Source organism: Microbulbifer celer (assembly GCF_020991125.1).
GTDB lineage: Bacteria > Pseudomonadota > Gammaproteobacteria > Pseudomonadales > Cellvibrionaceae > Microbulbifer > Microbulbifer celer.
The window spans coordinates 1,405,363-1,430,006 of the sequence record NZ_CP087715.1 but is presented as its reverse complement, the minus strand read 5'-3'; the positions used below and the strand labels follow the sequence as shown (position 1 = coordinate 1,430,006).

At 57.2% G+C, this 24,644-nt stretch carries 41 protein-coding genes; 11 read left to right on the top strand and 30 right to left on the bottom strand.

Annotated elements, in window-relative coordinates:
• Window positions 1-158: 158 nt before the first annotated feature.
• The 27 genes from LPW13_RS05950 to LPW13_RS05825 form a co-directional block, all read right to left on the bottom strand.
• A complete protein-coding gene (locus LPW13_RS05950; RefSeq protein WP_230438513.1) occupies window positions 159-542 on the bottom strand; it encodes a hypothetical protein in 384 nt (127 codons plus the stop codon).
• The gene (locus LPW13_RS05945; RefSeq protein WP_230438512.1) at window positions 539-2,860 is read right to left on the bottom strand and encodes a packaged DNA stabilization protein; all 2,322 of its coding nucleotides are present in this window, start codon (window positions 2,858-2,860) and stop codon (window positions 539-541) included. Before LPW13_RS05945 ends, LPW13_RS05950 begins: the two co-directional genes overlap by 4 nt.
• Window positions 2,860-3,201, bottom strand: a complete 342-nt coding sequence (locus LPW13_RS05940; protein ID WP_230438511.1) for a hypothetical protein — start codon at window positions 3,199-3,201, stop codon at window positions 2,860-2,862. The genes LPW13_RS05945 and LPW13_RS05940 overlap by 1 nt, the downstream gene beginning before the upstream one ends.
• Window positions 3,185-3,556 (bottom strand): hypothetical protein, encoded by a 372-nt coding sequence (locus LPW13_RS05935; RefSeq protein ID WP_230438510.1) that lies wholly within the window; start codon window positions 3,554-3,556, stop codon window positions 3,185-3,187. Before LPW13_RS05935 ends, LPW13_RS05940 begins: the two co-directional genes overlap by 17 nt.
• The gene (locus tag LPW13_RS05930) at window positions 3,534-4,064 is read right to left on the bottom strand and encodes a sulfotransferase family 2 domain-containing protein (RefSeq protein ID WP_230438509.1); all 531 of its coding nucleotides are present in this window, start codon (window positions 4,062-4,064) and stop codon (window positions 3,534-3,536) included. The genes LPW13_RS05935 and LPW13_RS05930 overlap by 23 nt, the downstream gene beginning before the upstream one ends.
• Window positions 4,065-4,067: 3 nt before the next feature.
• A complete protein-coding gene (locus LPW13_RS05925) occupies window positions 4,068-5,171 on the bottom strand; it encodes a phage capsid family protein (RefSeq protein WP_230438508.1) in 1,104 nt (367 codons plus the stop codon).
• A 39-nt stretch (window positions 5,172-5,210) separates the two neighbouring features.
• On the bottom strand, window positions 5,211-6,029 hold the full coding sequence (locus tag LPW13_RS05920; protein ID WP_230438507.1) for a hypothetical protein: 819 nt from the start codon (window positions 6,027-6,029) through the stop codon (window positions 5,211-5,213).
• Window positions 6,030-6,141: 112 nt separating this feature from the next.
• On the bottom strand, window positions 6,142-8,046 hold the full coding sequence (locus tag LPW13_RS05915) for a portal protein (RefSeq protein ID WP_230438506.1): 1,905 nt from the start codon (window positions 8,044-8,046) through the stop codon (window positions 6,142-6,144).
• Window positions 8,043-9,365 carry a PBSX family phage terminase large subunit gene (locus LPW13_RS05910; RefSeq protein ID WP_268932676.1) on the bottom strand — a complete coding sequence of 441 codons (1,323 nt, stop codon included), beginning with the start codon at window positions 9,363-9,365 and terminating at the stop codon, window positions 8,043-8,045. The genes LPW13_RS05915 and LPW13_RS05910 overlap by 4 nt, the downstream gene beginning before the upstream one ends.
• Complete coding sequence (locus LPW13_RS05905) at window positions 9,346-9,894, bottom strand: terminase small subunit (protein ID WP_230438504.1); 549 nt, start codon at window positions 9,892-9,894, stop codon at window positions 9,346-9,348. The genes LPW13_RS05910 and LPW13_RS05905 overlap by 20 nt, the downstream gene beginning before the upstream one ends.
• The gene (locus LPW13_RS05900) at window positions 9,894-10,238 is read right to left on the bottom strand and encodes a hypothetical protein (protein WP_230438503.1); all 345 of its coding nucleotides are present in this window, start codon (window positions 10,236-10,238) and stop codon (window positions 9,894-9,896) included. The genes LPW13_RS05905 and LPW13_RS05900 overlap by 1 nt, the downstream gene beginning before the upstream one ends.
• Window positions 10,238-10,687 (bottom strand): holin family protein, encoded by a 450-nt coding sequence (locus tag LPW13_RS05895; protein ID WP_230438502.1) that lies wholly within the window; start codon window positions 10,685-10,687, stop codon window positions 10,238-10,240. Before LPW13_RS05895 ends, LPW13_RS05900 begins: the two co-directional genes overlap by 1 nt.
• On the bottom strand, window positions 10,687-11,148 hold the full coding sequence (locus tag LPW13_RS05890; RefSeq protein ID WP_230438501.1) for a glycoside hydrolase family protein: 462 nt from the start codon (window positions 11,146-11,148) through the stop codon (window positions 10,687-10,689). Before LPW13_RS05890 ends, LPW13_RS05895 begins: the two co-directional genes overlap by 1 nt.
• Window positions 11,145-11,360 (bottom strand): holin, encoded by a 216-nt coding sequence (locus tag LPW13_RS05885; RefSeq protein WP_230438500.1) that lies wholly within the window; start codon window positions 11,358-11,360, stop codon window positions 11,145-11,147. Before LPW13_RS05885 ends, LPW13_RS05890 begins: the two co-directional genes overlap by 4 nt.
• Window positions 11,361-11,837, bottom strand: a complete 477-nt coding sequence (locus LPW13_RS05880; RefSeq protein ID WP_230438499.1) for a hypothetical protein — start codon at window positions 11,835-11,837, stop codon at window positions 11,361-11,363.
• A gap of 170 nt (window positions 11,838-12,007) precedes the next feature.
• Window positions 12,008-12,349 (bottom strand): hypothetical protein, encoded by a 342-nt coding sequence (locus LPW13_RS05875; RefSeq protein WP_230438498.1) that lies wholly within the window; start codon window positions 12,347-12,349, stop codon window positions 12,008-12,010.
• Window positions 12,350-12,396: 47 nt separating this feature from the next.
• Complete coding sequence (locus LPW13_RS05870; protein ID WP_230438497.1) at window positions 12,397-12,651, bottom strand: hypothetical protein; 255 nt, start codon at window positions 12,649-12,651, stop codon at window positions 12,397-12,399.
• Between the two features lie 141 nt (window positions 12,652-12,792).
• On the bottom strand, window positions 12,793-13,446 hold the full coding sequence (locus LPW13_RS05865) for a hypothetical protein (RefSeq protein WP_230438496.1): 654 nt from the start codon (window positions 13,444-13,446) through the stop codon (window positions 12,793-12,795).
• A complete protein-coding gene (locus LPW13_RS05860) occupies window positions 13,443-13,625 on the bottom strand; it encodes a hypothetical protein (protein ID WP_230438495.1) in 183 nt (60 codons plus the stop codon). The genes LPW13_RS05865 and LPW13_RS05860 overlap by 4 nt, the downstream gene beginning before the upstream one ends.
• Window positions 13,625-14,053, bottom strand: a complete 429-nt coding sequence (locus tag LPW13_RS05855; protein ID WP_230438494.1) for a hypothetical protein — start codon at window positions 14,051-14,053, stop codon at window positions 13,625-13,627. Before LPW13_RS05855 ends, LPW13_RS05860 begins: the two co-directional genes overlap by 1 nt.
• Window position 14,054: 1 nt before the next feature.
• Window positions 14,055-14,516 (bottom strand): recombination protein NinB, encoded by a 462-nt coding sequence (locus LPW13_RS05850; protein WP_230438493.1) that lies wholly within the window; start codon window positions 14,514-14,516, stop codon window positions 14,055-14,057.
• A complete protein-coding gene (locus LPW13_RS18150; protein ID WP_268932675.1) occupies window positions 14,516-14,650 on the bottom strand; it encodes a hypothetical protein in 135 nt (44 codons plus the stop codon). The genes LPW13_RS05850 and LPW13_RS18150 overlap by 1 nt, the downstream gene beginning before the upstream one ends.
• The gene (locus tag LPW13_RS05845) at window positions 14,637-14,870 is read right to left on the bottom strand and encodes a hypothetical protein (RefSeq protein WP_230438492.1); all 234 of its coding nucleotides are present in this window, start codon (window positions 14,868-14,870) and stop codon (window positions 14,637-14,639) included. Before LPW13_RS05845 ends, LPW13_RS18150 begins: the two co-directional genes overlap by 14 nt.
• Entirely contained in the window at window positions 14,860-15,309 is a 450-nt protein-coding gene (locus tag LPW13_RS05840; protein WP_230438491.1) for a hypothetical protein, read from the bottom strand. Before LPW13_RS05840 ends, LPW13_RS05845 begins: the two co-directional genes overlap by 11 nt.
• A gap of 62 nt (window positions 15,310-15,371) precedes the next feature.
• On the bottom strand, window positions 15,372-15,608 hold the full coding sequence (locus LPW13_RS05835; protein ID WP_230438490.1) for a hypothetical protein: 237 nt from the start codon (window positions 15,606-15,608) through the stop codon (window positions 15,372-15,374).
• Window positions 15,605-15,973 carry a hypothetical protein gene (locus LPW13_RS05830; protein ID WP_230438489.1) on the bottom strand — a complete coding sequence of 123 codons (369 nt, stop codon included), beginning with the start codon at window positions 15,971-15,973 and terminating at the stop codon, window positions 15,605-15,607. Before LPW13_RS05830 ends, LPW13_RS05835 begins: the two co-directional genes overlap by 4 nt.
• Entirely contained in the window at window positions 15,930-16,790 is an 861-nt protein-coding gene (locus tag LPW13_RS05825) for a helix-turn-helix domain-containing protein (RefSeq protein WP_230438488.1), read from the bottom strand. Before LPW13_RS05825 ends, LPW13_RS05830 begins: the two co-directional genes overlap by 44 nt.
• 436 nt (window positions 16,791-17,226) lie before the next feature.
• Here LPW13_RS05825 and LPW13_RS05820 point away from each other — a divergent pair, with 436 nt between their 5' ends.
• Entirely contained in the window at window positions 17,227-17,523 is a 297-nt protein-coding gene (locus LPW13_RS05820) for a hypothetical protein (protein WP_230438487.1), read from the top strand.
• A 43-nt stretch (window positions 17,524-17,566) separates the two neighbouring features.
• Here the strand turns inward: LPW13_RS05820 and LPW13_RS05815 are convergent, their stop codons facing one another.
• The 3 genes from LPW13_RS05815 to LPW13_RS05805 all read right to left on the bottom strand — a co-directional run bounded on the left by LPW13_RS05815 (window position 17,567) and on the right by LPW13_RS05805 (window position 18,257).
• Complete coding sequence (locus LPW13_RS05815) at window positions 17,567-17,758, bottom strand: hypothetical protein (protein ID WP_230438486.1); 192 nt, start codon at window positions 17,756-17,758, stop codon at window positions 17,567-17,569.
• A gap of 18 nt (window positions 17,759-17,776) precedes the next feature.
• The gene (locus tag LPW13_RS05810) at window positions 17,777-17,965 is read right to left on the bottom strand and encodes a hypothetical protein (protein WP_230438485.1); all 189 of its coding nucleotides are present in this window, start codon (window positions 17,963-17,965) and stop codon (window positions 17,777-17,779) included.
• Between the two features lie 97 nt (window positions 17,966-18,062).
• Window positions 18,063-18,257, bottom strand: coding sequence for a hypothetical protein (locus LPW13_RS05805; protein ID WP_230438484.1), 195 nt, complete (start codon window positions 18,255-18,257; stop codon window positions 18,063-18,065).
• 86 nt (window positions 18,258-18,343) lie between these two features.
• On the opposite strand from LPW13_RS05805, the gene LPW13_RS05800 reads away from it, so the two are divergent.
• The 10 genes from LPW13_RS05800 to LPW13_RS05755 all read left to right on the top strand — a co-directional run bounded on the left by LPW13_RS05800 (window position 18,344) and on the right by LPW13_RS05755 (window position 24,640).
• Entirely contained in the window at window positions 18,344-18,751 is a 408-nt protein-coding gene (locus LPW13_RS05800) for a helix-turn-helix domain-containing protein (protein WP_230438483.1), read from the top strand.
• Between the two features lie 145 nt (window positions 18,752-18,896).
• Window positions 18,897-19,253, top strand: coding sequence for an Lcl C-terminal domain-containing protein (locus LPW13_RS05795; RefSeq protein ID WP_230438482.1), 357 nt, complete (start codon window positions 18,897-18,899; stop codon window positions 19,251-19,253).
• A 28-nt stretch (window positions 19,254-19,281) separates the two neighbouring features.
• On the top strand, window positions 19,282-19,626 hold the full coding sequence (locus tag LPW13_RS05790) for a hypothetical protein (RefSeq protein ID WP_230438481.1): 345 nt from the start codon (window positions 19,282-19,284) through the stop codon (window positions 19,624-19,626).
• Window positions 19,623-20,105: an HNH endonuclease gene (locus LPW13_RS05785; RefSeq protein WP_230438480.1), complete on the top strand. Its 483-nt coding sequence runs from the start codon at window positions 19,623-19,625 to the stop codon at window positions 20,103-20,105. The genes LPW13_RS05790 and LPW13_RS05785 overlap by 4 nt, the downstream gene beginning before the upstream one ends.
• Window positions 20,106-20,124: 19 nt before the next feature.
• Entirely contained in the window at window positions 20,125-20,544 is a 420-nt protein-coding gene (locus tag LPW13_RS05780) for a hypothetical protein (RefSeq protein ID WP_230438479.1), read from the top strand.
• Window positions 20,537-21,286, top strand: a complete 750-nt coding sequence (locus LPW13_RS05775) for a recombinase RecT (RefSeq protein ID WP_230438478.1) — start codon at window positions 20,537-20,539, stop codon at window positions 21,284-21,286. The genes LPW13_RS05780 and LPW13_RS05775 overlap by 8 nt, the downstream gene beginning before the upstream one ends.
• On the top strand, window positions 21,283-22,839 hold the full coding sequence (locus LPW13_RS05770) for a YqaJ viral recombinase family protein (RefSeq protein WP_230438477.1): 1,557 nt from the start codon (window positions 21,283-21,285) through the stop codon (window positions 22,837-22,839). Before LPW13_RS05775 ends, LPW13_RS05770 begins: the two co-directional genes overlap by 4 nt.
• A 77-nt stretch (window positions 22,840-22,916) precedes the next feature.
• Window positions 22,917-23,270 carry a hypothetical protein gene (locus LPW13_RS05765; RefSeq protein ID WP_230438476.1) on the top strand — a complete coding sequence of 118 codons (354 nt, stop codon included), beginning with the start codon at window positions 22,917-22,919 and terminating at the stop codon, window positions 23,268-23,270.
• 63 nt (window positions 23,271-23,333) lie between these two features.
• Window positions 23,334-24,161, top strand: coding sequence for a DUF2303 family protein (locus LPW13_RS05760; RefSeq protein WP_230438475.1), 828 nt, complete (start codon window positions 23,334-23,336; stop codon window positions 24,159-24,161).
• 50 nt (window positions 24,162-24,211) lie between these two features.
• The gene (locus tag LPW13_RS05755; protein ID WP_230438474.1) at window positions 24,212-24,640 is read left to right on the top strand and encodes an Lcl C-terminal domain-containing protein; all 429 of its coding nucleotides are present in this window, start codon (window positions 24,212-24,214) and stop codon (window positions 24,638-24,640) included.
• Window positions 24,641-24,644 lie beyond the last annotated feature (4 nt).

Here is a 24,644-nt window from a genome sequence, read left to right as displayed (position 1 = left end):
ATGCGCAGTTATTGTCCGGGTTGCTGACGTGACGTTGGTAAATTTCAGCTGTAGATTTTGCAGAGACTGCCCGGACGGTCCGCCAGAGACGGTATACGGCGTTGATAACGTGGCTCCCAGCATCTGCGTATCAAATAGCACAGGGAATGTATTCGTACTCACTGGGTGTCCTCCAGCTGGCTGATTCTGTGTTTCAGTTTTTTGAGCTCGGAGAGTATTGCTGCGCGCTCGGTGTTGAGTTCGTCAGAAAGGTGCTCCAGAGCGCCGGAGAGGCGCTTTATATTAGCGGCAGTAACTGAGTCGCTCTCAATCTCTGCCGCCATCTGCTCGGCAATCCGTCTCGCCTGGTGCAGGCTGGCGCCCTGTTCGGTCGTTGACTGATCAATCTGGGTAATTTCGTTGACGACCTGATTCAGATTTTGGTCTGGCACTGGGCCACCGCCGGCGCGCCGCCACAGTTCCTCGAGAAAACGAACGGCTTGCTCGTTTTTCAGGTGCTGGCGCCACCAGATCCCGTTAAAAAACAGATTGCGGTCGGTCATGAGTTGCTGGGCTCAATGTCGGCGTAGGCAGCAATAACAGCCCGTTTGACCGGAGCGGAGATGGCAATGCGTGGGGTGAATGAGCGGTGCTGTCCGAGCCGGCGCCAGATGACCCGTTTATTGTACTCGCCCTTTTTGCCCATGCTGCGCCAGTTTTGGGTCATGTCGAATATTCTTGTATTCCCTGACACATCCAATATAACTTGAGGGTCCACTCCAGAATTATTAACAGCGAGATCGGACTCTTCGTACTGGCCAATTGCGCACAAATAATTTCCAGAAGAAACACCAGATAATTGAGCCTTAATCGACCAATTCTCACCATCAAAGTCAAGCGCTAGCAGCCTACTATTGCCATCATCTAAAGCGACAATAAGCCTATCAGATAGTGCGCATCCAGATTCAAAGGAAGTTCCTAACGGAAATCCTAATGTATTTCCTATCTGAGAAAAATTAGACCCATCCCAAGTTAAACATTTCACTGTCCGGCTTTCAATCCCAAATATGGCTACCCTATTATTGCCCATATATATAGGAATATTAGTGTTTCCGTCATCGAACGTGTTCCCTACCTGTGAAAAATCTTGGCCATCAAAATTAACCATATACAAGGCAAGCTGAGTATCTCCACCCAAAACAAATTCATTCGTTATAAATTTATTTGATGAATATCTAGAAAAATATACATCTGCATTCGCCCCCCCCAAGTAAAAAAGGCTATTACCCTTTTGAGACCATGTTGCTCCGTCTGTCTCCATCGCTCTTAGAAGATTGTCAGAGTTATCAACATAAACAATCAAATTATCGGTTAGAGCGCATACAGCCATCCCGCTGGGACTCCCACCAATTCCAGTGAGAGACCCAGGACTTGCTTGCTCCCAGCCTGTATTTAAATTATAAGTCCAATTTCTTATCCTAGTTGCTTGGTGAAGTGCTATATTCCTCTCGGTTAGAGGTATAGCTCTCCCCCTTAGCGTATCAATTCGCAAAATATTGGCGTTAAATCCTAATGATGTGGGGCCAGACACAAGAGATATTGAGCCACCATCTAATTTGTATGTGCTTATTGTGTCTCCATTGCTTTCAATTAGGCCAATTAAACTTGTTTCTTCCGCAACTGGAGCCTGGAAACCTTGTCCTATTCCGACTTCGCAATCAACTTGGAATTTGCGGACAATGAATCGGTTGCCGTCATTTTGTATTTGCGGGAACTGCATTTCTGCAATCAGGTGCTCGCCGTCCTCTTCGTAAACGTCGAGGCTCTGCTCGTACAGCCGGCCGCGGTCTATATCCGCAGTAATGTGCTTGCCGTAAGCGCGGGCGTAGAAGCCGGAGCGGGAATAGTCCTGACGGTAGGATTTGCGTTCGTGCCAGAGCTGGGTGGCAGCGTCGTAGACGTAGGTGCCGGCCTGCTGCGTTGCCAGGTCACGAGCGGGAACGGTCAGGACGTAGAATTGGTGGCCCTCCTCCACATAGGACCAGGCGGAGGCGTTTCCCCAGTCACCACGGGAAATGTCGAACTCAATGGCGTGGGTGGAGATGCGAACGGGTGTGCTGCCCTCCAGGCGTCGGACAATGCCCTCGTTATCCAGCCAGACCACGGTTTCGTCCAGTTTCGCGACGGACCATCGTGCGCCCAACCCTTGCTCGATAACCGAGCCCTGAGCGCGGACAAATGGGAAATCAGCCGCGCCGCCGTTGAACCAAATTTCGATTGTCTCGGAGCCGAACAGCAGCAGCTGGGAGTGATCGGCGAATACCCGTAGCAGGTTATCCGGATAACTCTCGGCGGTGGCGAAATCGGTCGCGTCGTAAACTTGGCCATTCAGTAAATCGGAAATGAAAAACTGGCCGCGATTTCCTGCCGTGGAATTGTTGAATATGAAATAGCCGTCGAGAAAAGTCACCGTATCGGCACCCGGAAACCCGTCGTCAGTGATTTCCTGCAGGCCGTCAGATACTGAATAAGTGTAACCGGTGGCGCCAGTCACGATGCACAGCTGGAGGCCATTATCTGCCATCCCTACGCGGCCAGAGCCAGCGATTGTGCCCAACGCCGTGGAATTTCCGTCAGCGTCGATAAAATACAAGGTGTTGCGGACTACGGCATATAGTCGTCCATCTGCCGGCGTCCGGTACAGGCCTCGAGTTCGGCGCACGTCGATGTCGGCAAACCGTGTCAGGCCCGGGCAACCAAGAACCACCACCGGCGATTTCGACCCAGCCGGCGCTTTCTCGGCATACATGTTGACCAGGCGCTCAGCAGTGAGCGGAATGCTTCGGCCCTGCGAGGAGCTAGTGGCTATTGGGATGCGCATCAGAAGTCACACACCGGTATATCGCGCTCGTCGACAGGCTGGGCGGACAGGCCGATCAACATTCGGTAACCCTCTTCGCCGCGGGCGACAATCTCTTGCGTGGTAGTTCCGAAATCTCCGGAAACCTTCCAGGCCATGTGGTTGATCCACGCATCCTCACAGCGCATCGGAATGCTGGATAAAGGCCAGTCGATCAGACCCATATCCAACAGTGAGGCGTGGACACTGGTCATCACGGTGATGATGTCCTGCGACTCCTCGTGCGACGGCTCCTCTCCAGATTGGAGGATTCCGAGCCGCAACATGATGCGTTTGGCAAGGTCTTTAGGCGTCGCCGCCATTCTCTTTCTCCGCCAGGGCCGCTTCCACTTCGGCGATTAGCTTTTTCAGGCCTTTTCGCTTGTCGAGGTCGATGCCGAGATTTCGTTTTGCCCAGATCTCGAGCTTGCCTTTGTCATCGGTCGGGAACGGACGCGTACCGGTGGTCTCGGTCTCGGTCTCGGTCTCGGTCTCGGTCTCGGTCTCGGTCTCGGTCTCGGTCTCGGTCAGAGATTTTGCCGACTCCTCAACGGAGAAATACCGATTTTTGCGGAGCTTTTCCGCATATTTGCCGTCGTAGTCGGTGGGCTGGCCCTGCACGAAAATCGTGCTGTCAAACTCGACCGAACGGCTCTCACCGGTGTAGGTCACTTTCATAAAATCGCTCCATATCCTCCCGGTATCGTTCCACCGCCACCGCCCGAAGTTCGGGGGTGTAGAACGATTGCCAGTCGGCATGCTGAGTTGAGTTGTGCCGGCCGATTGGCCGGGCGTTGAAGTGTTTCTGGACGTGGCGCCAGTCTTCCGCGAGGGATTCAACCCTACCGATAAAGTCGGGCTCCCCGCGGATAATTGCGGACTGGCTTTGGAAGTGCATATCAGCCCTGGAATCAGGGATTGCCGAAACCGCCTCCACGAAATAGGGAAACGGCATCCGCTCCGTCAATCCTTGGATTGCCATCCGGTGGTGAAACCGGTCGACAATCCAGTGCTGATAGCAGGAGACCAGGCGGGCTAAAGGGTGACGGACAAATGCCACCCAATATCCCTCTGGCTCCTCGCGCTCTCGCACATCGTAGAGGCGGCCGAACAGCGCCATGCGAATACTGGAGCTGCCGGCCTTGGGGGCGGCCGTAACCGTCCCCTCTCCTACTGCGAAGTGCACAGGTTATGCGTCGGCTACGCCGGCGGCGAAGACGCTGACTACACTCCAATCAACCGCGCCGGTGCTGCCCTGGCCATACTGCAGTTTGGACACCTCGCGCAGCTCCTGGAAGCCCACGCCGTAGAAGAAGCCGTAGTCATCCTCTTTCCGGGTGGTGGTCTTGGTGCGCATCGCCCACACCGCAGCGAGTGCCTGCGCGCCGCACAGATAGCACGGGGCCACATCAATGGCCGGGGTTCCTGCGCCGACACCAGACAGGGTGGCGATTTCGGGGATTTCCCGCACAATCACGCCGTCCCATTCGATAGAGGTAGGACCGGAGAACAGCGGATTTTCCTTGGAACGGCGCAGCGCGTCCTGCCAGTAGCCTTTGGCGATCATGTCTTCACGCAGATCGCGGAAGGCGAAGCTGGGGACGAACATGACGAACGACTCCATGTCCTCACCGTACTTGTATGGGCGGATACCATCACCGTTGACAGTTTGCGCTGTCTGGGCGATGCGTTTTGCCAAGGAAACGACACCGTGGGTCAGCTTGTCATCGGTGTTGTCGATGTTGGCCAGGGATGCGGCATGATCGCCGGCCACGAAGTTGGACTTCGCAGAGCCGTACAGGACCCGGTCGGCATTGTTGTCGTGCCAAGTGTTGCGCTGACCCGCTGTGGCCGTTCCGTACGCAACTCCATCGATGCTGCCCAGGGCAGTGATGGTGTCGTTGCGCAGGTAGCGCATCTGCAAATCCTTGAGGGCGACCTTGCCGGAGTTGCGGATGTTGATCGGCGAGGCCTGCTCTTCCTCGACGTTCACCACGGTCGCGTCACGCACGACGCGGACGGTTACGCGGTGGCCGTCGTTGGGTAGAGCCTTTTCGTTGCCGACCAGGTTGGATGAGCCATCGTTCGGGCCGCCACTGGCATCCAGAGCGCCCACCAGAGGGATGGTGATCGCATCGCCGCGCTTTTTGGTCAGGTCTTCTTTGACCTGGATGATGGCGTTTTCATTCGACCCCATGTACCGCTTGAAGCGGTTGGAGCGAATGTATTCCATGTGGGCTTTGTCGTCCCACTGTTTGACGCGATTCGCATCGTTGATAATGGTCTGAGCCATGATTAAATCCTCGATTTAGCGGCGCATCGGCCGCGCTATTTATTTCAAGATTTCGTCGAGGGGTGTTGGTCCTGACCAGTCATCGGATTTCAATCCGCCTCTGGAGGGAGCGTCGGAGAGGCTGGGCAAAATTGCGCCCTCTTTCTCCTGCTGCTTTTGGAGCTTGGCTTCGTACTCTGCGCGCACTTTGGCCTCTTCTTCTTTGCGTACTTCTTCGCGCAGCCTGGCTTTGTAGCCGTCCACGTCTTTCAACGCTTCCGCCTCCATCGCCTTCTTGGCTGTCTCGTACGCATATTTGGCCGGGTTTGCGGCAGAATGCAGGCCGGCACCCAATTGCGGGTTTTCTTCGAGCATTTGGAAAAATCGCGTTTCCATCTCGTCGAAATCATCATGCTGGTCACGCATGATTTCCTGACCTATCTGCGCCCGCTGCTCGAACAGCATTTGCTGCATCTGCTGTTGTTGCTGCTGGGCCGCCGTTTCCGGATCGTTGAACCAATCGGGCTTTTTCGGCTGCTCCGGCTGCTGTTGCTGCCCGCCGATGAACTGTTGGAGTTTCTCCTCCAGTTCTTTGGCGCGCGCCTCTGCGGCCTGCCGCTTGGTTCGCTCGTCCTTGACGGCTTTAAAGGTCCAGTCTTTCGGCTCCTCATCCTCAGGCGGGTCACTGGGCTTTTCCGGCTCCGGCGTCGAGTCGTCTTTTTTCGGGTCGTCACCTTCCGGCTTCTCAGGCTCTTCGCCTGTCGGCTTTTCGGGTTCCGGCTCCTCGCCCGTGGGTTCCGTCGGCGTCTCCGGTGTTTCCGGTTCTGCCGCTGGAATCTCCTTATCGCTCAGCAAATCCTCTGTACTGTATTCAGACATACACACCTCTATCTCGACCGGTTAGCGCGTCGTCCGCTCTCGCCCGTTCCGCGGCGTCCGGGCACAAAAAAACCCGCTCAGTGGCGGGTTCTTCGTGCGGGTAATTCGGTTGTCAGATATTCACGTTTGGTCTGATATCCGGCCATGCCGTTACTGTGGCGTTCTCGATTTCCGTCTGCCGGGTCTGAATCTCGGTATTGCGGGTTTCGGCCATCAGCTTGCGCACCTTGGCGGCAATCTCGGCGGTTTCCGCGCGGATCTGGTCGCGCTCGGCGGCGGTCTTCTCCAGGTCAAGCTGCGCGGCCAACTCCTGCAGGCGCTGCTGCATCTCTTGCAGTTGTGCGGCGCGGGCTGCCTGTTGTGGATCTCCCTTAAGCTCATCCAGGACGCGCTCCTTATTACGCAGGCTGGAAAGCTTGACGATGGTGGAAAATGGCACATGTTGCGGGCCGTAAATCTTCGCCAGCTCGGAGATAGTCTCGAACTGTTCCTGCTGCACCGTCACCGCGTCTGGCGCCTCACCTATGATGATGTCCACATCGGTTTCGGCGACGTTGTTGCGGATCTCGTAAACCTCGTTAAGGCGCGGATCCTGGTTGGCGATCATTTCGCGCAGCATCATGACTGCACGCTCGTCACCTTCCTGGGCCTTCTCTTTCAGGCGGTCTCCAACGGTTACTGGCTGATTCAGGCCAATCCACTTGAGGTTGTCTTCGTCATCGGTGACACGGACCCATTTCTCCTCATCCCAGAACTGCTTTATGCGGTTCCAGATCTGGCGGTAACAGCGGCGCTTCCAACCTCGGTAGGCATCCATCAACGGACCGATTTCCATCTGTGCGTTGTTCTGGATGGTGCGGAGGGCGCGGCCGCTCATCTCCGCGCCGCTGGCCGACAGGCTGTTCAGGATATTGCTGGCACCGCGGGAGTCGAACTCCGATTTCGCCTCCTGCAGCAACTCAAACTGGCCGGCGCCCATGTCGGTGTTGCGCTCTATCTGTACCTTTCCTTCAGATAGGGAGCCCGGCGGTAGCTCTACAGCGCCATCAGCCTTTTTCAGCTCGTTGGCGGTTTTGCGTGGGTCAGTCAGGGCACCGGTCTCGTACAGAACCTGTTTCGAGCTGAAACTGTGCAGCGCCTTAGATCGGCGGTGGTTGATCTCGTCCTGCAATCCCAGCATCGACAGAACCAGGCCGTAACGCTCCCCATCGCGGGTGATGTAGGCATGAACCAATTCGATCGGACACTCCGGTTCACCGTACTCATCCACGAGAGGGCACGGCTGAGGCTTTAGCAGGAATATTTGGTCGGTGAAGTGAGCGACATGCCAAACACCCTTGTGCAGGAAATAGTGCTGGCAGACCTTCACCCGCTTGCGCTTTCCATCCACCCAGCGTGGCTTATCGTCGAATGTGTCACCGCCGCTGTACTGAGTCTGCAGCTCGGATATTTTCCCGGCACTCTCTGGGTATTTACGCTTTGCCTCGGCCATATCCATCCAGACCACAAACCCCTTATAGGTGCAGTCGGAGAAATCGCGCTTGCGACTGTAGGGGTCGTAGTAGCAACGGTCGAACGGGACAAAATTGACCGCTATCTCGACCTGACCGCGCACCATCTTCGGCTCAATGATCGCGCCGGCGTAGCCCTCGACAATCATGCCCTGCTCAAATACATCGCTGGCCGTCTCGTCGAAATCCACGTTGTCGGCGACGTACCGGAGCGCGTCGGTGATGGCATCGGCCGCGTCTTCGTCTTCCCGGGTACGCGGCCAGGCCCTGGGGTCCATGCGCTGCTGCCGCTCCAGGCCACACAGGAAATCGACCTTTTCGGGGATCTTCGGAATCACCAGCGCCGCCTGCTTCCGGCGGGCAAGCTCGGCGATCTCATCACCAGACCACTGCTTTAGGTCGCGGTAATCGCGGCATTTCTCGGACCACAGACGCGCGTCACGTGTCGTATCGTCGAAATCTTCGAACTGCCGCTTCAGCTCTTCAACGGTCAGTTCATCATTCATGCCATTTTCCACGAGTCGTCGGCCTCGAAGTCGTCGTCGGTGTAGTCGTCCAGGGGGTCTTTCGCTTTTTCTTCCGGTACCGGGTCGTAACCACTGAGCCCCGCTGCAATCATCGGTTGCAGGGCATAGCGGGTTGCGTCGATATAGTGGTTATTCAGGTCCAGCGGGACAGGGAGAATATCGCCGGATAGTCGGTCGGTTTTGTAGGAGTACAGCCGGCATTCCCGCGCGGTTTCTTCGCATCGCGGATGAACGACGATCTCCCGAAAGCTGCGTAGGTATCGAATGCCATCCTCTACGCTGCCGGGGCCTTTCTTGACGCCTACCACCTGGGGCATCCCGTGGCGGCGCAGATAGCTGATTGACTCGGGGCGGGCGTTGTCAGCCCTCACCACATGCCGGTCTATGCCCGGCAGGCGCTCGCGCATAAATGCGGCGGTATCGTCCAGTTCCAGGCCGGTCTTGCCGCCCTCGTACTCAATCCATAGCCGTTGGTCATGAACCCAACACTTAACCGCTGCGGCGGGGTCTTGGGCAAAGCCGAAGTCCAGGCCGAAATAGGGGCCGTTCCAGCTGCTACCAGGCTCGAATTCCCTAACAGCCCATTTCCCGGCCAGTATCTGGGCATCAGACAGGGTTAGGCACTTGCCCTCCCATATCCAGGCGTACCGCTCCGGATCGAGGTCTTTTTGTCGGCGGCGAACTCGATCCAGCCGAGCCGGGAACCACGGATTGTCCCGAAAGTTCATCTCGACAATTTTGGAGTTCGGCGGCGGGTTGTCCTGGTACCGCTTCTTGGTCTCGGAATCCTCGCTTTCCGGATTCCAAGTTACCCAGACCTCTGATCCATCCTCTCGAACGGTCGCGTCCAGTTTGTCCCACGCCGTTTGCGATACCGGCTCTGCCTCATCGGCCCAGGCAATCAGCACCCTCGATTTGCCCTTGATGCTGTCAATGTTGTGACGCAGGCCGGCAAACCCGTACTTGATCCGACCATCCCGGCTGCGAATGTATTTCTCGCCGATCTCGTAGTATTCATCCAGCCAGGGATAGAGGAGATTGCCATCTTTGTCGGTGGCCCTGATCGCCGCCTTGATCTCCTCGAGCGAGGAGTCCTCGAGGCTGTTCATGAACTCTCGACAGCCGAGAATCATTCCGCTGACGCCAGCCATGCCAAACCGGTAGCCGAACACAGCAGACATCAGGGCAAACGATCGTGTTTTCGCGCTCCCTCGGCCTCCGTAAGCGCCACGGTAGTCCGCCTCTCCACTGAATACTGGTATCAGCTTTGGCGGAAGTTCAATTCGCGCTGTCGTCACCGGGTGCGACAAACTCTATTCGGGTGGGTTGCGGAGTCATTGAGCCGTCAGTACTGGAGTGATCCACCTGCTCCCGGAACGCACTGACTTCGATGTGCTTGCCCAGGAGCTCGAGATTCTTCAATTTGTCGGGCCATTTGATCTTCTTTAGCACACCGATAATTTCGCGCTCTTCGCCCCGGCCATCCCAAATCTCGGCCAGATCCATGCCGGCGATAAACTGCCTCCAGACCTTCGGCCAGTCCTTGATCGGCTTCAGTGAGCCTCCATCGGCCATGATGTCCAGCACGTCCATCTGGTCTATCTCCACCAGGCGGCCGAGAACGTAGTCGGCGTCGATCTTGGTGCGCTCGGACCGGCTTCTTTTGGCTTCCGCAACGAGTTTTGCGATATGAGGTTTTCTCAGGTTCTCAGCGCCCACTGCGGCAGCTGTCTTTTCGCTGTATCCAGCCCTGATAGCCGCCTGAGTGGCATTGAGATCGATCAGGTACTCATCGACGAATCGCTGCTGTTTTGCAGTCAACGCCATTACCACCACGCTCCATAGCCATAACCGTAATACGGCCACGCGTTCCAGCCACGCTCTCGATCTTCGACCTTGATCTGGACCGTGGCCGCTCTCGTCTCACCTCCGCCAGTCGCAATCACAGCCAGGTCGTACAGACCGTGCGCGCGGCCCTCGTCCAGTGTCACAGTGACAGTGGCACCGTCCTGAGTGTCACCGGTTACCGGCATGTCGCCCTCAATGGTGTAGCTGTCGATCTCGGGCAGCAGTAGGGAGAAGTCGAAATTCACCGGTGTGATATCCCGGGCCTCTTTGCTGATCCGGGTCGGCATCACTTTGCCGCGACTGTTGACGATTACGGTGCGCATTACCTGCTCCGGATTGAATCTGTCTGCGTGCCAGCGCGTTTGTCGTGGCTGCGCATTACCCCTATGCCCAGCATGCCCGTCACGATCGAAAACAGAGCACCGGTCTCCATCACCGGAGGGGGCTCTACACCTGCGGCGCCCCAGATTGCCCAAGCCCACAGGAGGGGCGGATAGATAACGAACTGGTAGGCCATGGCCATACCGCCAACCCAGCCGATCCAGGGGCGCCAGCCGGCGACAAACACGCTTTTGTGCTGCGCCTCGGCCTTGTTGACCTCCAGCTGGCCGAGCAGCAGCTTCACCTGCGCATCCAGCCGGGCCATGTCGCCTTGCTGGTGCAGCTCCTCGAGCTTGCGCACCTCCTCTGCCCGCTTTAGGGGATCCGGCCAGATGCGCTCAATGGCGGCCTTGCCGAGATCCAGTATCGAGTCGAGGGGATTCAGATCCATCAGCCAGATCTCAGCATTTCAGCCAATCGATCAGCGCGAGCGCCGACCTGGCGGGCGTAGAGGCTATTCAGGAGCTGTGCAGAGGCCTCCTCCCAATCCTCAGACTGGATCGCGGCGATCATCCGGCGAAACTGCAGCAGGCCATTAAGCCCCAGGTTGAAGCACATATTTGCGATCGCGCGGCGGCGGGCACCGGTGAGCGGATGGAACCACTGCTGCGTTTCCAGCTCTCCCAGAACCCGGGAAATATCGCCGCGTAACAGGGTTCGAGCCTCCCCCTCGGTGATCCCCACATCATCCAGGTTTCGGCCAATGCCGATGGTCAGCTTGTTGCCGGTGCAGCGATACGGTCGCAGGCGCAGCCTCTCGTCGCGCTCCAGTTCCGCAGCCAGAGTGTTCAGTTCTTCGACTTGGTAAACGGCGCTGCGGGGTTTCCGCGGGGGCTGACTGGTGCTGCTCACTGTTCCATCTCCTGCTCAAATCGAATTTGGTCCCGACGATCCCGGCGGCGCTGGTAGTACCAGTTGATCGCTAGGGCCGTGATGCTGACGACGACGGCGGCATTCGCGGCCACCAGGTCCTGCAGCTCGGCAAATACCGCGGATGCCAGACCGCCGAAGAAGGCGATGGCAGTGGACAGCTTATGAATCAGCGCTTCGACCGGTGAAACCATTTACAGCCGACCACCCACATCCCGAGGCGGATTATCAAAACGAGGACGGCGGAGGCGGCCAGAGCTGCGATAACGTACTCCATGGATCGCCTCCCGAATCGTCCCCTCCGCCATGCCGGCGCCGACGGCGGACAGCCACAGCTGATATATGCACAGCCACGTCATCAGAGCGGGGCGGGCGGCGTAAACCACTGATGCGCCTACAAAAAATTCGCAGAATACTGCCGTCGATAGCAGGGCGGACAGGATCAGGGTGGCGGCGTACTCCCGGGCGAGCCGGTGGCGAACCTTCATTACCAGCCAGACAAACACACAGTTTTGGCCGGCGTAAGCGAGGAACCACCAGGGGTCGCCAACAGGTAGATTGATCCAGGCAGCAGAGACCGCGAATTCCGCGGCGATCAGCCACAGGAACGGACTCCGGCCGCCGGCCAGCAGCGCGCAGGCCACGGCCAGGCCGATGAATATCAAATCCATGGGCGCTCCAAATAAAAAAGCCCGCTCGGGGGATGAGCGGGCGCAAGACCATTCTTGGGGAAAATGGATTTTCAGGCACAAAAAAACCGGCTCAAGGCCGGTTTCTGGTGTTCAGAGCGGAAAAACCGCATGCTGGTAAAAATGTACTGCCGTGGGACAAAATTGTCAACTCACATGTCGAGAGACTCCACTAGTGCCACGCGATCGGCGATGCTCATGCCGCGTATGCGCTCCGCCAGGTCGCGCAGAGTGGACTCGTCGGCTGCGTCGCTGTCCTCAATCTCGCCGTCCAAGTGGCGGATCAGCAGGGGCTCCACCAGCGAGCCGGACAGGGTGTTGCCGATGATGTTGCGCTCGCTGTCGGTCAGTTCCGGTACTTGCCGGCAGATTAGGGCGTAGCGCTCGGCGATTTCGCCAAGGCGGGCGCTAAAGCTCTGTCCCTCTCTGAGTGCCGCCTGCACTTTTTCCAGCGGCGGGTTCAGGTAGATGCTGGGGCGTTTTTGTTTCGACATAGATCCTCCAGAAATTAAGAGCCCCGCCGGAGCGGGGCTTGCTGTGGTTACTGAACCCGGCGCCACTCAAGGACGCGGACACCCGGAAGCGCTTCGCGAATGGCGCCAATGTAGTTCGGGCCAGCATCCGGAGCGCGCAGGGCACGGAGTTCGTTGATCGACTCATTTATGTCAGTGTCGGCCGGCAGGCTGACTTTGCAGATCAGTGCGCCCTGCACCATTGCGCCGCCGTAGTAGTCTGAGCAGCCGTCCAGTTCGATGATCACGCGGCCTGTGCGGGTAGTGCGAGTTTTAGTAGCCATGATATTTTCCTCTTAGTTCTGCGCCCGGTATGGGCCAGTTCTTCAGTTGATGTGGTCTTTTTCTCAACCACATGGATATAGTGCCACTGCAAGTGGCACCTTGCAACAAGTTTCTTTGGTTATTTGAGGAAAAAGGCGCCTTTATTTCTGAGCGCGGCATCTCTCCTGATAATCTTCAACCAGCTCCGCAACCGGCCCAAGAGCCCTGCCCGGCAACGGGTCCAGGCGCCGCTGTAGGCGCCTCCAGACCCGCACCCAATCCCTATCCCACTCCGCCTTGTCCACAGCCAGAATAATGCGCGCCTGCCGCAGATCCACATGCCGGCCATTCACATCTCGCAGGGCGCAGGCCTGGATGCAGAATACCGCCAGCTGGCCGACCTTGGTCCGATCATGCGGCTCCCCCCATGTATCGAACTCGGTCATAAGGTGCTGCAGGAGCGCCGCGCGCTCGGTTACCCTGGAGGCTGGCGGTGCGTAGGCGGCCATACCCCAGCAGTACGCCAGCGGATCGCGCTGGCGGATCTTGCCTATCACGCTTTGGACCATGCCCTTTTCACAGGCATCCATGATGCGGGCGCTACTGCCCCGCCCTACTCGCGTTTCAACCGCGTAGGTGGTCGGAACCCGGGCGCTGGCGATAACCCGGCCCTCGTCGTCGGTGATCGTGTCGTAGGTCTGCCGGCGAGTTCGGCTGCGGTCGGTCTTGCCGGCCACCATCGCCTCGTAATCGGATTCTGCCGTGGGGCTGTCATAGGCGTCGTGCCACGCCTGGCGGGCTGTTGCGAATCTCATTCACGCCTCCCGGCCAGCGCCCTCAGCTGCGACAGCGTCTCCATCACAGCCTTCATCCTGGCAATCTCAGCCTGCGCCATATCCCGAGGTATCTTTCCGTCTTCCACCAGCTTCGGGAAAAGCCTCTTGCGACGCTGATACTCTTTCTTCACACACGCAATCTGCTCGTCAATGTCCATCAGAAATACCCCACGATTTCGAGGCGTCCGGTAATACCCAGATCGCGCTGTGTCAGCATGTTCTTGTGCTGGTCCCGGTAGTACTTCGCGATCTCCGCCTTTTCCCGCTTCGCCAGCCTGCCCAGCTTCGTATCATTCGCCCGCTCCAGGACGATTTCGAACAGACCGTCTCCCTGCTGGCGGCGCACCCAATCCGAGAACTCCTGTGGACGGCTACCCAGGTACTGGTGGCATCCGTAGCAGTGCGAGAACGCGTTATCAGGGTCGAACCGTACCGACCATTTGCCGCGACCATGGAAATGCGAACAGTGCAGTCCCATGGAATTGATCTGGTGCTGCGCGCCGCAGCGCTCACAGGTCCACCCTGCCCGCTCACGAATGCACTTGCTGAATGCTATGTCTGCCGGCGTCCGCTTGATTGCCCCCATGCTACTTCGCCTCTCTGTACTGTTCGTATATCTCGATAGTCGGCGGGGTGAACGTCACACCCATATCCACGCCCTGCGCGTACAGGAACTCAATGAACGCAGCCGCTTCTCGTTTTTTGAGGTCGGTTGTACTGGGGCGCACCGTAACCACTCGACGCCCATCCAGGCTGGGAACCACCTGACCCGGTTTACTCAACGGCTCGCCCATCGACTCGCACTCTTGCTCGAATGCGTCCACCAGCATTGCCTTCCAGATCTCAGGGCGGTAGCGTTTCCCCATCACCGTGACCTGCTGGGCTATCTCACCGATTAGGGCATGGAAGTGGCGGTTCTGGTTGCCATCGCGCTTCGGGCGCCCGAGTGTTACCACCACCGGGCCGGCCTGGATTCCGCGACACACCAGATTCCAAACAGCCAGCATCCGCTCGCGGAGAGACTGCTGGTCACCAATGATGATCTCCATCAGCCCACTATCCCCAAAGTGCAAACCACAAACACCAGAGCCACCACGGCGCCGACAATCGCGTCTTTGACCTCTTGCTTGCGGATCTCCCGCTTTACTTCCGGTAACCAGTCAAAACTATCAGGGGCTTTCATCGTCCACCTCCTCAATAAATTTTCGTTCTGCCCAAATCACCCGGCAGCCGTGAACCATCCAGGCAGAGCCTAAAATCAGAATCACCTCAATGGGCATCGTCCACGACTCTCCCAATATGTGGCACAGCCACGCAAGGCCGAACGAAGTCAAGGCGGCGAATGCGGGCCCCGCCAGCAACAGCAGGGTGATGAAGAGGTTCCAAATTCTGTCATTCCCCATCGGTCGACCTCTCCAGTTTCAGCCAGTAATTGATTGTGCCGTGTGCAACTCCGATGACTTTTCCGATCTCGCGCCGGCTCTTCCCCTCGGCCAGCATCTGGCGGACCTTCGGCATTTGCTTTTGTCTCCGGGCACGGGCGGCCTCATTCAGAGCCTCAGCGTTCTTTCTGAGCGCCTCTCTGGATTTTTCCCTCGCCTGGCGCTGACGGATGCTTGAGGCCTTACCCTCCGCACTCTGGAGATTCATCTTCGGGTCAGCGTAGCAGCGGCGAGTGCCTCGGTTTTTATCCTCAACTGGTCGAATCTGCAGATTGTGGACGCTCTGTCCGCGCGGAATTTCGGTAATGCTTCCTCCGCGTTCCAGGTACGCCGCGATTTGCTCGTTAATGAGCTCGCGAGCGTTCAGAGTTTTCTGTGTAGCTGTGTGAGTTATGCTCATGCCCTACCCTCAAATAATTTGCCCGCCCATACTGGCGCGGGCCCACCCTGTGATGGTGATCGTTACGCTGCCTCGCTGACGTACTCGCGCAGCTTCTCGCGAGCCTCCGGGAGGTTGTCGCGGTGGAATGTGCCCAGGTAGTTAATATCTCCCTGCTCGATGCGGCGCTGGGTCAGCACGGTACCGGCAAACATCGTGTTGACACTGCCTGGTACCCGCGCCCGGAAACACGCTAGCGGGCTGCTCGGGTCGGTTTTCTCGATCCGCTCCAGAGCGGTTGATAGGTTGGTTACGGTCATGCGGTTTCCTCGTTGAACAGTGATTTCATCTCGTCCAGGGCTCTAGCCCCGGCCTCCTGCGCCCGCTCCTGCGCCCCTTTGTCGGGGAGCTTTAGGGGCTCGAATGACTTGTACATCTGTGATCCGGGGCGCGGGTCGCAAAACCCGAGGAACGCTGCGTAGCTGGGCGGCCACTCGTCGTCACCGCCCTGACGGGCCGCCTCCCGAACCTTGTACTCAACGTGATCCATCCCCCGGCGCCATTGCGTATCGCTCAGGTGGGCGGTCTTGCGGGCCCAGAACAGAAAGTTTCTGGAATACTCCCCGCGCTCGTTTCGGATCTCACCTTCCTGGGATACCCACTTGTGGCCGAACAGTTGGGTCATGCGTTGCCACAGGGCGTTCAGCAGCTTCTCGTGCCTCGGCAGCAGCGAATCCTGCTGCTGCCTGCTCCTCGATGCGTCGAATGGCGTTTTTCGGATTTGGTCGATGGTTTTCACGGCTTCCTCCGTGGGTCGGTAGCGGGAAATCGCCCTGCCAGTGCTTGCCAGGGCCGAAGAATGTTTTCGCTTGCTGGACGTACTCAGTCTCGATCTTGTTGGTCAGCTCACAGAACCGGCGATAGCGGAGCAATCCAGCATGGATTTCGTCAAACGGGTGAGATTTTCTCTGCTTGCGGTACGCCTTCAGGGCATCGGCCCGAGGGTTGCCACCTGCGCGTTTTGGGTAGTCAGTCCAGAGTTGATCAAATTCGGATTCGATCGGGTCGACAGGGGGTTCGTGCTCAGTAGATATATCTCCTACTGTATTGCTCTTAGGTGTATTACTCCCCTCAGCGTTTTCCGAATACCCCCCTTCGGGATTCCGAATAGGGTTCGCCGCGTTTTCCGAATACCCCCTTCGGGATTCCGAATACCCCTTTTGAACGAAAATGTTGCGCTCAACAATTCGCTTCCCGTCACGCTTTTGGGCAATTTTCAGATAGCCTTTTTTCTCCAGGCTGGAGATTATTTCTGACACTCTGGATGCGGACAGATTGAAGAATTCAGCGAATGCTTTATTCGACTTGTAACAGCCCCTGGCGGCATCCACAGACAAGCTCCTGATCTCCACCAGCATGACCTTTTCCTGCAGGCTCAGGTCCCTGGAGAGCCACAGCTCTGCCGGTATCCAAACGCCCTGAAAAGCGCGCTTATCACTCATTAACGCCCCCGTCCGCTTCTGCGGCTCTGTAATGCTCTTGATGGTGCTCGACACACCAGGCAGCGGACTCTGGCACCGTGGCGTGTGGGGTGCCGGTGGGATGTGCCCCGGCGGTAGGCAACGCCGGTGAATCCGCTATCTGCTGTGCCGATTTGTTTTACCTATTCGACTGCCGACTGGTACCCGCCATACACGGAGCGGCTGTATGGGACCGCGTCTCCCAATCGGCATGCGAATAGGTGCCGGGTATTAGCCCCCGGCAGGCAAAGAGCACCAGCACTGCGAGTTGCTGGTATTTCCCCGCGTGTCTCCAACAACACATCCCAAGCGTGCGGGGGAATTCGCGCCGGCAGCCCGGCAGCCTCACCACTCCCCAGGTGACGGGTTTCTCGGTACACTGAAAGCTCCTACACCAACAGATACCGGAGAAATTGCTATGTCCTATAACCTGTTCATCGCCTACGATTTGATGACCCCGGGCCAAAATTACGAAGCTGTTCGGGATGCAATAAAATCACTTGGCCAGTGGCACCAATTCCAACTGTCACTGTTCTATGTCCACACCCAGCACAACCCCAGTACGGCGTTTAGCATCGTTGCGGCGGCAGCTGACACCAACGACCGAATTGCTGTCATCAATGCGCACAGTGGCGTTATCAGCAACTGGGATAACCCTCCCATCGACGCGATAAACTCCATCTGGGCTGCGGGTCAAATCGAACCGGCGTTCTGAATTTTTCTGTATAGGCTGGCCCATTTGAGCGCCCCTCAATAAGTCACTTTTCAGGGCCTCTTGAGGCCCTCCGAAACTGCATGATCTTTCCGCCACTGCTTTTTGGCTGCGTTGACTTCAACTCCCTATCCAATAAATCTACGGCCAAATCTTCCGGATCTAACCCCAGGCGATGAGCCTGCCGGCGAATACGCTCAAGCTGCTCGCGACTCAACAGGTCTGCGAGTTCTTTCATAGGCCCTCCCAAGGGCCTTCAGGCCGCCTGACCTTCGTTGGTATCTTCTGCTTCCAGTCGTGATAGTTGTGCCTCGACCATATCGCGCACCAATACCGCTTTTTGGGTGCGGTGGTACTGGGCCATCGCTTCAATCAGCTGATACGTCGCGTCATCAACACGCAATTTAATTTCACGATCCCTTATGTGTTTGGGATTTGCGTACATGGGATTTCCTTATGCTTCTGTTACTGCTTCTATCAAAATCATCAGACCAACAATCAGTAGCTCTGCTGTCAGTGCGATTGCTATGGGGTCCATGGGGTTATGCTGCTCCCTGCTCCAGATGCTCCGCCAGCCTAGAAAGCGTCTGCCACCTAGGGTTGTCAGTGGCTCCGCTGGCAACTTTGGCCAGGGTGAAATAAGGCACTCCGGAGGCTTCGGCAATCTGCCGCCACTCGCCCCGACGATCACGCAATTTGGCTTTAACCTGCTGTAGCAGGTCGGCTTTGTTGTCCATTGAATCCTCCATTTACGGCTAGATTAGCCATCTATGGCTTATTCGTCAAGCCATACATGGTTAGCCATTGCTGGCAATATTGGCGCATGAAAAAAGACGACCTTTTTAAACGGATAGCCCGGCGCCTGAGGGCGCTGCAGGATGCTTATCCAGAGCTGGGAAATCAGCAGGCCATCGCGAAGCGCAGTGGCGTCGGCCAGTCAACTGTCGGGCGGATAGCCAGGGCGGCCACTGACCCACAGATAGGCACCCTGGCTGACATCGCAGGCGCTTTTGGTAAGCCTGTAACCTACCTTTTCGAGGAGGAGCCTTCGCCCCCTGACATGGCGGTCGGGGAGCCTCCCCCAGACAACAAGGTGACCTCAAGGCGCCTCAGTAAACGTCAGCAAGCCCTGGTGAAAACCTTGGTGTCAGGGTTCGAGTCTGGGGATCTGACCGACTGGGATGCGGACGCGCTGCAGTCATTCCTTGCTGGCCGCATGTCAGCGCGATAGCAGAATCAGACCCTCCTATCAAATCCGGAAAAATCTGGCATATCTTTTTGCCACTTTATAGCCATTTATGGCTTGACACGTCAATTTTGACTAGCCTAATATGGCTACACCGACAGCAACAACAACCAATCCCGAGGCAGCAGACATGAACGAAACCACAGCCCCCAAAACCATCACCCACGCCAACCTCGAATGGAGCGAAACACTCCTGGATGGCGAAGATGTAACTTTCGAAGAGGCCGAGAAAGCCATTGCAGAACTCGGCGAAGGCTGGCGCATGCCGACTCGCCTCGAGCTGGAATCCATTCTGGACCTGTCTCGAGTAGATCCCGCCGTAGATACCGAGAAATTCCCCGACACCCAAAGCGATTTTTACTGGGCTTCTACGCCCTGTGCTTGGAATGACGCTGCTGTTTGGTGCGTCGATTTCAGCCTCGGCTATGTCGGCAACTACCACCGCGACTACGGCGCGTGTGTTCGGGCGGTTCGTTCCGGTCAGTAATCTTTGATTTTTTGAATGGAGACGTGCCGTGAACTCAGCAGAACCTGTAGAGCTCAGCGAATACAAATTCCAGCGTCAGATTGAGGCCGAGCGTGAGCCGCAGATCGAAAAGATGGCGCAGTTTGTGGAGCGTCGCCTGCTTTCCTCTGCTGGGCGCCTCAGTGAGAACCAGGTGCTGGCTCAGCGGCTCTTTGAAGACCTCATCGGTGATCGCGCCGAGTCACTTTCTGCCGTAGCCATCACCGCACTGAGTGACGGCGCAGAAGCCGGAATGGCACTGGCGCGGATGGCCCGAGAAGTTGCTGACGAGATTGCGGTAACTCACTACGACGAATTTGAAAACGAAGCCCGGGAATGGGGCTGGATCGAATGATTAACAAACTTTCAGAAAAGCGCGTAATCGCGTTTATGAAGTGGTTGTCGGCACAGGGGGCAGAAATGCTCCCAACCACCAACGAATACGAAGTGTTGCGTTTTAAGTGCCAGCTCGGAACCGGGGTTATCTACAAGAACAGCAGAGGCAAGCATTCCGTTAGTGGGCCTCTCGTCACGGAGGCCCTGACTGCTTACTTCGCGGGCGAGAGCTGGAGAGGAAAAGCCCAGCCAACCAAGCGCGGAAAGATCGGCCGCAGGAAAGAGCGGCTTCTAAAGCGCGATGGTGACGAATGTTTCTTCTGCGGCGAAAAGCTCGGCGAGGACATGACAGTAGAGCACCTGATGCCGGTAAACCAGAAGGGGCCGGATCGGATTGAGAACATGGTTCTGGCTCACCAGAAATGTAATTCACTGGCGGGAAGTATGCCGCTGATCGAAAAAGTGAAGCTGCGCGAAAAGATGCGGGGCTGGATCTAACAACAAAAGGGGAAAAGTCTTGAAATTCAATCTATCAACCATCGTCGCTTACTTCGTAGCGCTCACTCGCTGGGTCACCGCTCTATTTCCGGAGCCCTCAGAGGTTGCCGGTGAAGAGGTGGCGGCCATCAGAAAGCGCTGCCAGGAATCTTTCCGGAAGTGGCACCACTGCGAACACCCCTACCCCGCCACCTGGCCTTTGCGCCGAGGCCTGTGGGTGGAGGAGACCTGCAACCTAGTGCGCGAATCACTCAGCAAGGTTGTAAACGATCCGGAATACCTGACCGCCGATTGTGTTCGGGAAGTATGCGGCGATGACGATGACGATGGCGAGGATATGCCTCTGCCGCCCGCTCCGGTACCGGAAGAAGAATTCGAGGAGGAGTTGCCGCAAGCGGCGCGGCTGATCCAATGGAATGGAGAGTTTGTGCATGTCTAACCAAATCGCAAAAACCGGCGGCTTTGCATTGCAGCCACAGAACATGGGCGAGGCCATGGAAATGGCCAACATGCTCTCCGGTAGTCAGATGGTGCCGAAGAACTACCAGAACAAGCCGCAAGACACCCTGGTGGCGATGATGATGGGCTCTGAGCTTGGACTGAACCCTATCCAGGCGCTGCAGAACATTGCGGTGATCAACGGCAAGCCTTCCATCTACGGGGACGCCCTGCTGGCGCTGGTTCAGAACCACCCATCGTTCGGCGGGATCGTTGAGTCATTCGACGAATCGACCATGACCGCAACCTGCACCGTATGGCGCAAGGGTGGCGAAAAGCATACCCAGACGTTCAGCGCTGCCGACGCAAAAACTGCGGGACTTTGGGAGAAGGCTGGCCCTTGGACTCAGTATCCAAAACGGATGCTCACTTTTCGGGCTCGCGGTTTTGCAGTTCGTGATCAGTTCGCCGATGCACTGGCGGGCCTGATCACTCGGGAGGAGGCTGAAGATATGCCGACCGAGCGCAACATCACGCCACGGAAAGAACCCGCGCAACAGAGCGCACTTGAACACTATCCGGAAGAAAAGTTCGACGCGAACTTTGAGGCTTGGAAGGGGTTGGTCGAAGCCGGCAAAAAATCGCCCGAGCAAATCCTAGCCACGGTAGAGAGCCGCGCGGCACTCAGTGAGCAGCAGCGCCAGAAAATCCTGAACATCGGCAAAGAGGAGGCCGAAGCGTGAAAATTTTGAACCTTACCCAAGGAACACCAGAATGGCATGCCGCCCGCTCAAATTATTTCACCGCCAGTGAGGCGCCGGCAATGATGGGCGAGAGCAAATATAAATCTCGCTCCCAGTTGCTCAAGGAGAAATCCACCGGCGTTGCCGAAAAGGTTTCCGAATCCAAGCAGTTCCTGTTCGACAAGGGGCACGCTGCAGAGGCATCTATCCGGCCGCATATTGAGCTGGAGTTGATGGACGAGCTGTTCCCCGCGACCGCTGTCAGCGATTGCGAAACCTGCCTGGCGTCGTTCGATGGCGTGACCATGGACGAATCCACGATCTGGGAGCACAAGCTCTACAGCGCTGGCTTGGCCGACAATGTGCGCGCCGGCAACCTCGAGCCGCACTACTACTGGCAACTGGAGCACCAGCTTCTGGTCAGCGGCGCCGAGAAGGCGATATTCACCACGTCCGACGGCACACCAGATGCCTGTTACAGCATGGAGTATGTGTCCGTGCCTGAGCGTCGCGCCGCACTGATCGCCGGCTGGCAGCAGTTCGCGCAAGACCTCGCCAGCTACCAACCAGAGGCCGAGCAGCTCGAAGCCGTTGGCCAAGCCCCTGAAACCCTGCCGGCGCTGCGTATCGAGGTCACCGGCATGGTCACCGCCAGCAACCTGAAGCAGTTCCACGACCACGCCGTGACAGTCTTCAAGGGCATCAATACCGAGCTGCAGACAGACCAGCACTTCGCCGACGCAGAGAAGACTGTGAAGTGGTGCAAAGAAGTCGAGCAGCGCCTGAGCGCCGCCAAGGACCACGCCCTGAGCCAGACCCAGAGCATTGATGAACTGTTCCGGGCAATCGACGACATCAGCGAGCAGGCGCGCGGCAAGCGCCTGGAGCTGGAGAAGCTGGTCAAGGCCCGTAAGACGCAGATCCGCGACGAAATTCGCATGACCGCCGCCGAATCCATGACAAAGCACGTCGACCAGATCAACCAGTCACTGGGTGGCGATGTGCGGCTACCACCGATTCCCACCGATTTTGCAGGTGCGATGAAGAACAAGCGGACAATCAGCAGCCTGCGCGATGCAGTGGATACCGAACTGGCGCGCGCGAAGATCGAGGCCAACCAGGTCGCCGACAAGATTCGCCTCAACCTGGAAACGCTGCGTAATGAAACTGCTGGTTTTGAAACCCTGTTCGCCGATTCCCAGCAGCTGGTGCTCAAGGAAAGCGATGATCTGAAAGCGGTTATCACTGCACGGATTGCGGATCACAAAACTGCCGAGGAGCGCCGACAGGCTGCATCTACCCAGCGGGAAAATGTAGAGCAAGCTCGGGGTGCTGAAGCGAGATCACACGGTGCTGCACCTCGAGCTGTGCCCGGTCGCGACCCCAGGCCACAACAAGAGCCTCAATTTTCCGAATACCAACGAGGATACATCGACGGCCTCAAGGCATTCGCGCACTGGAAAGACGGAACCCAATATGTCGGCACCTCCGGAAAAACGCTGAAGCAAGCGATTCAGGAATTTATCGAAGAACCGGCCGCAAGCAATTTTTAACCGCGCTCAGCGCACAGTCAGTAGTAACCATCGGGCCGCTGGTATGGGGCCCTCTTTTCAACAAACTGGAGAGAATCATGTCCACAAACGTAAGTGAGTTTCTTGGCGACCTCGACGGCGGTGTGTTCGAGGAAAAGCTGTCCCACATCCTCAGCGAGGTGGCTTCGGCGGTAACCGACCACCAGCGCAAAGGTGAGGTGACCATCACCCTGAAGATGGCGCACATCAACAACAGCAGTCAGGTGCAGATTGACCACACGCTGAAGTACAAGCGCCCGACCTCGCGCGGCTCCGTGACCGAGGACAATTCCACCACCACCCCGATGTATGTCGGCACCAAAGGCTCCCTGTCTTTCTTCCCGGAAAAACAGGACCAGATGTTCGACAAGAAAGGCGGAGTGAACGAGGTGACCCCGCTCCGTAAGTCGTAACCCAGATAAAAACAGAACCCTCAGTAACCAGTAAAACTCCTGACCATTAGAGGAAACATGTAAATGAGTATGGATAAAAGCGCAATTGAGGCCATCCAGGCGGCGCAGACAGTTGCCGACTTAACCCTGGCACTGAAAGACGCAGAGCTTAAAACGCCGCTGGCAGCCGTGCCGGATAATTTCAGGCTATCCAGCCTGGAGCAGTATCTCCCCGGCCGCTGCCGGTACCGCGGCACCATGGAGACCGTCGCCCTGGATGACTTCACCAACTACTGTGAAGAATTTTCGGCTGCCGGCGCGGCCTGTTTCGTCGACCCGCAGAAGATGACGGCCCGCAGTATTTTCAATTTGGGTGACATCGTGGAACCCGGCCACGCCGATTTCTCCGCAAAGCTGTCACTTGTCAAAACCGCAGAGTATTCGGCGCTCCTGGACATCAACGGCAGCCGTAGCAACCAGAAGACCATGGCCGAGTTCCTCGAGGACTACCAAGACTCGATCGTCTGCTACGCAGCGGATGGTGAAGCAATTCCCAACTCCAAAGCGATCGCTGCAGTTCGCCGTCTGACCATCGAAGCCTCTCGCAGAGAGGATCACGAGTCACAGGACTTCAAGGCCAGCCGCAGCGCCTTGGAGAGTATCGAGGCGCGCAGCGAACACGGTTTGCCGGCAGGGTTCCGATTCGAGTGTACCCCCTACAACGGTCTCAATATCCGCAGTTTTGAGCTGCGCCTATCGGTCCTCACCGGTGGCGACGCTCCCTCCCTGATCGCGCGTATCAAGCGCCTGGAGGCGCAGCAAGAAGAGATGGGGCGCGAATTGCAGGAGAAGCTGGCCTCTGCATTCAGCGGTACCGACATCAAGACCTACATCGGCAGCTTCGCTGCTTAACTCCGCGCCGGGCCTGGTGCCCGGCCAATCAGTCAATAACCGGAGGGGAAATGCAAAACCTAAATATCAAGATGCCCGGCAAGACCATCAGTATCGACATAAACGGTGGTGATCTGTCGATCAACATGGATTCCGGAGTCGCCAGCAATCAATCCACAGCAGAGCTGGAGTGGAGCCACACACTGCTCGAAGGAGAGGTCGTAACCTATGAGGCCGCAGAGGATGCCATCTCAGAAATGGGCGATGGGTGGCGCATGCCCACTGTCGACGAGCTCGCAACCCTGGTGGACCGAAACCGGCACGACCCGGCAATCGATACCGACAAATATCCGGATACCAAAAGCCGAGCTTATTGGACTTCTACCCCTTGTGCTTGGAATGACGCTGCTGTTTGGTGCGTCAGTTTCCGCCTCGGCACTGTCCACCACGACCGCCGCTACGACAGCGCGTGTGTTCGGGCGGTTCGTTCCGGTCAGTAATTTT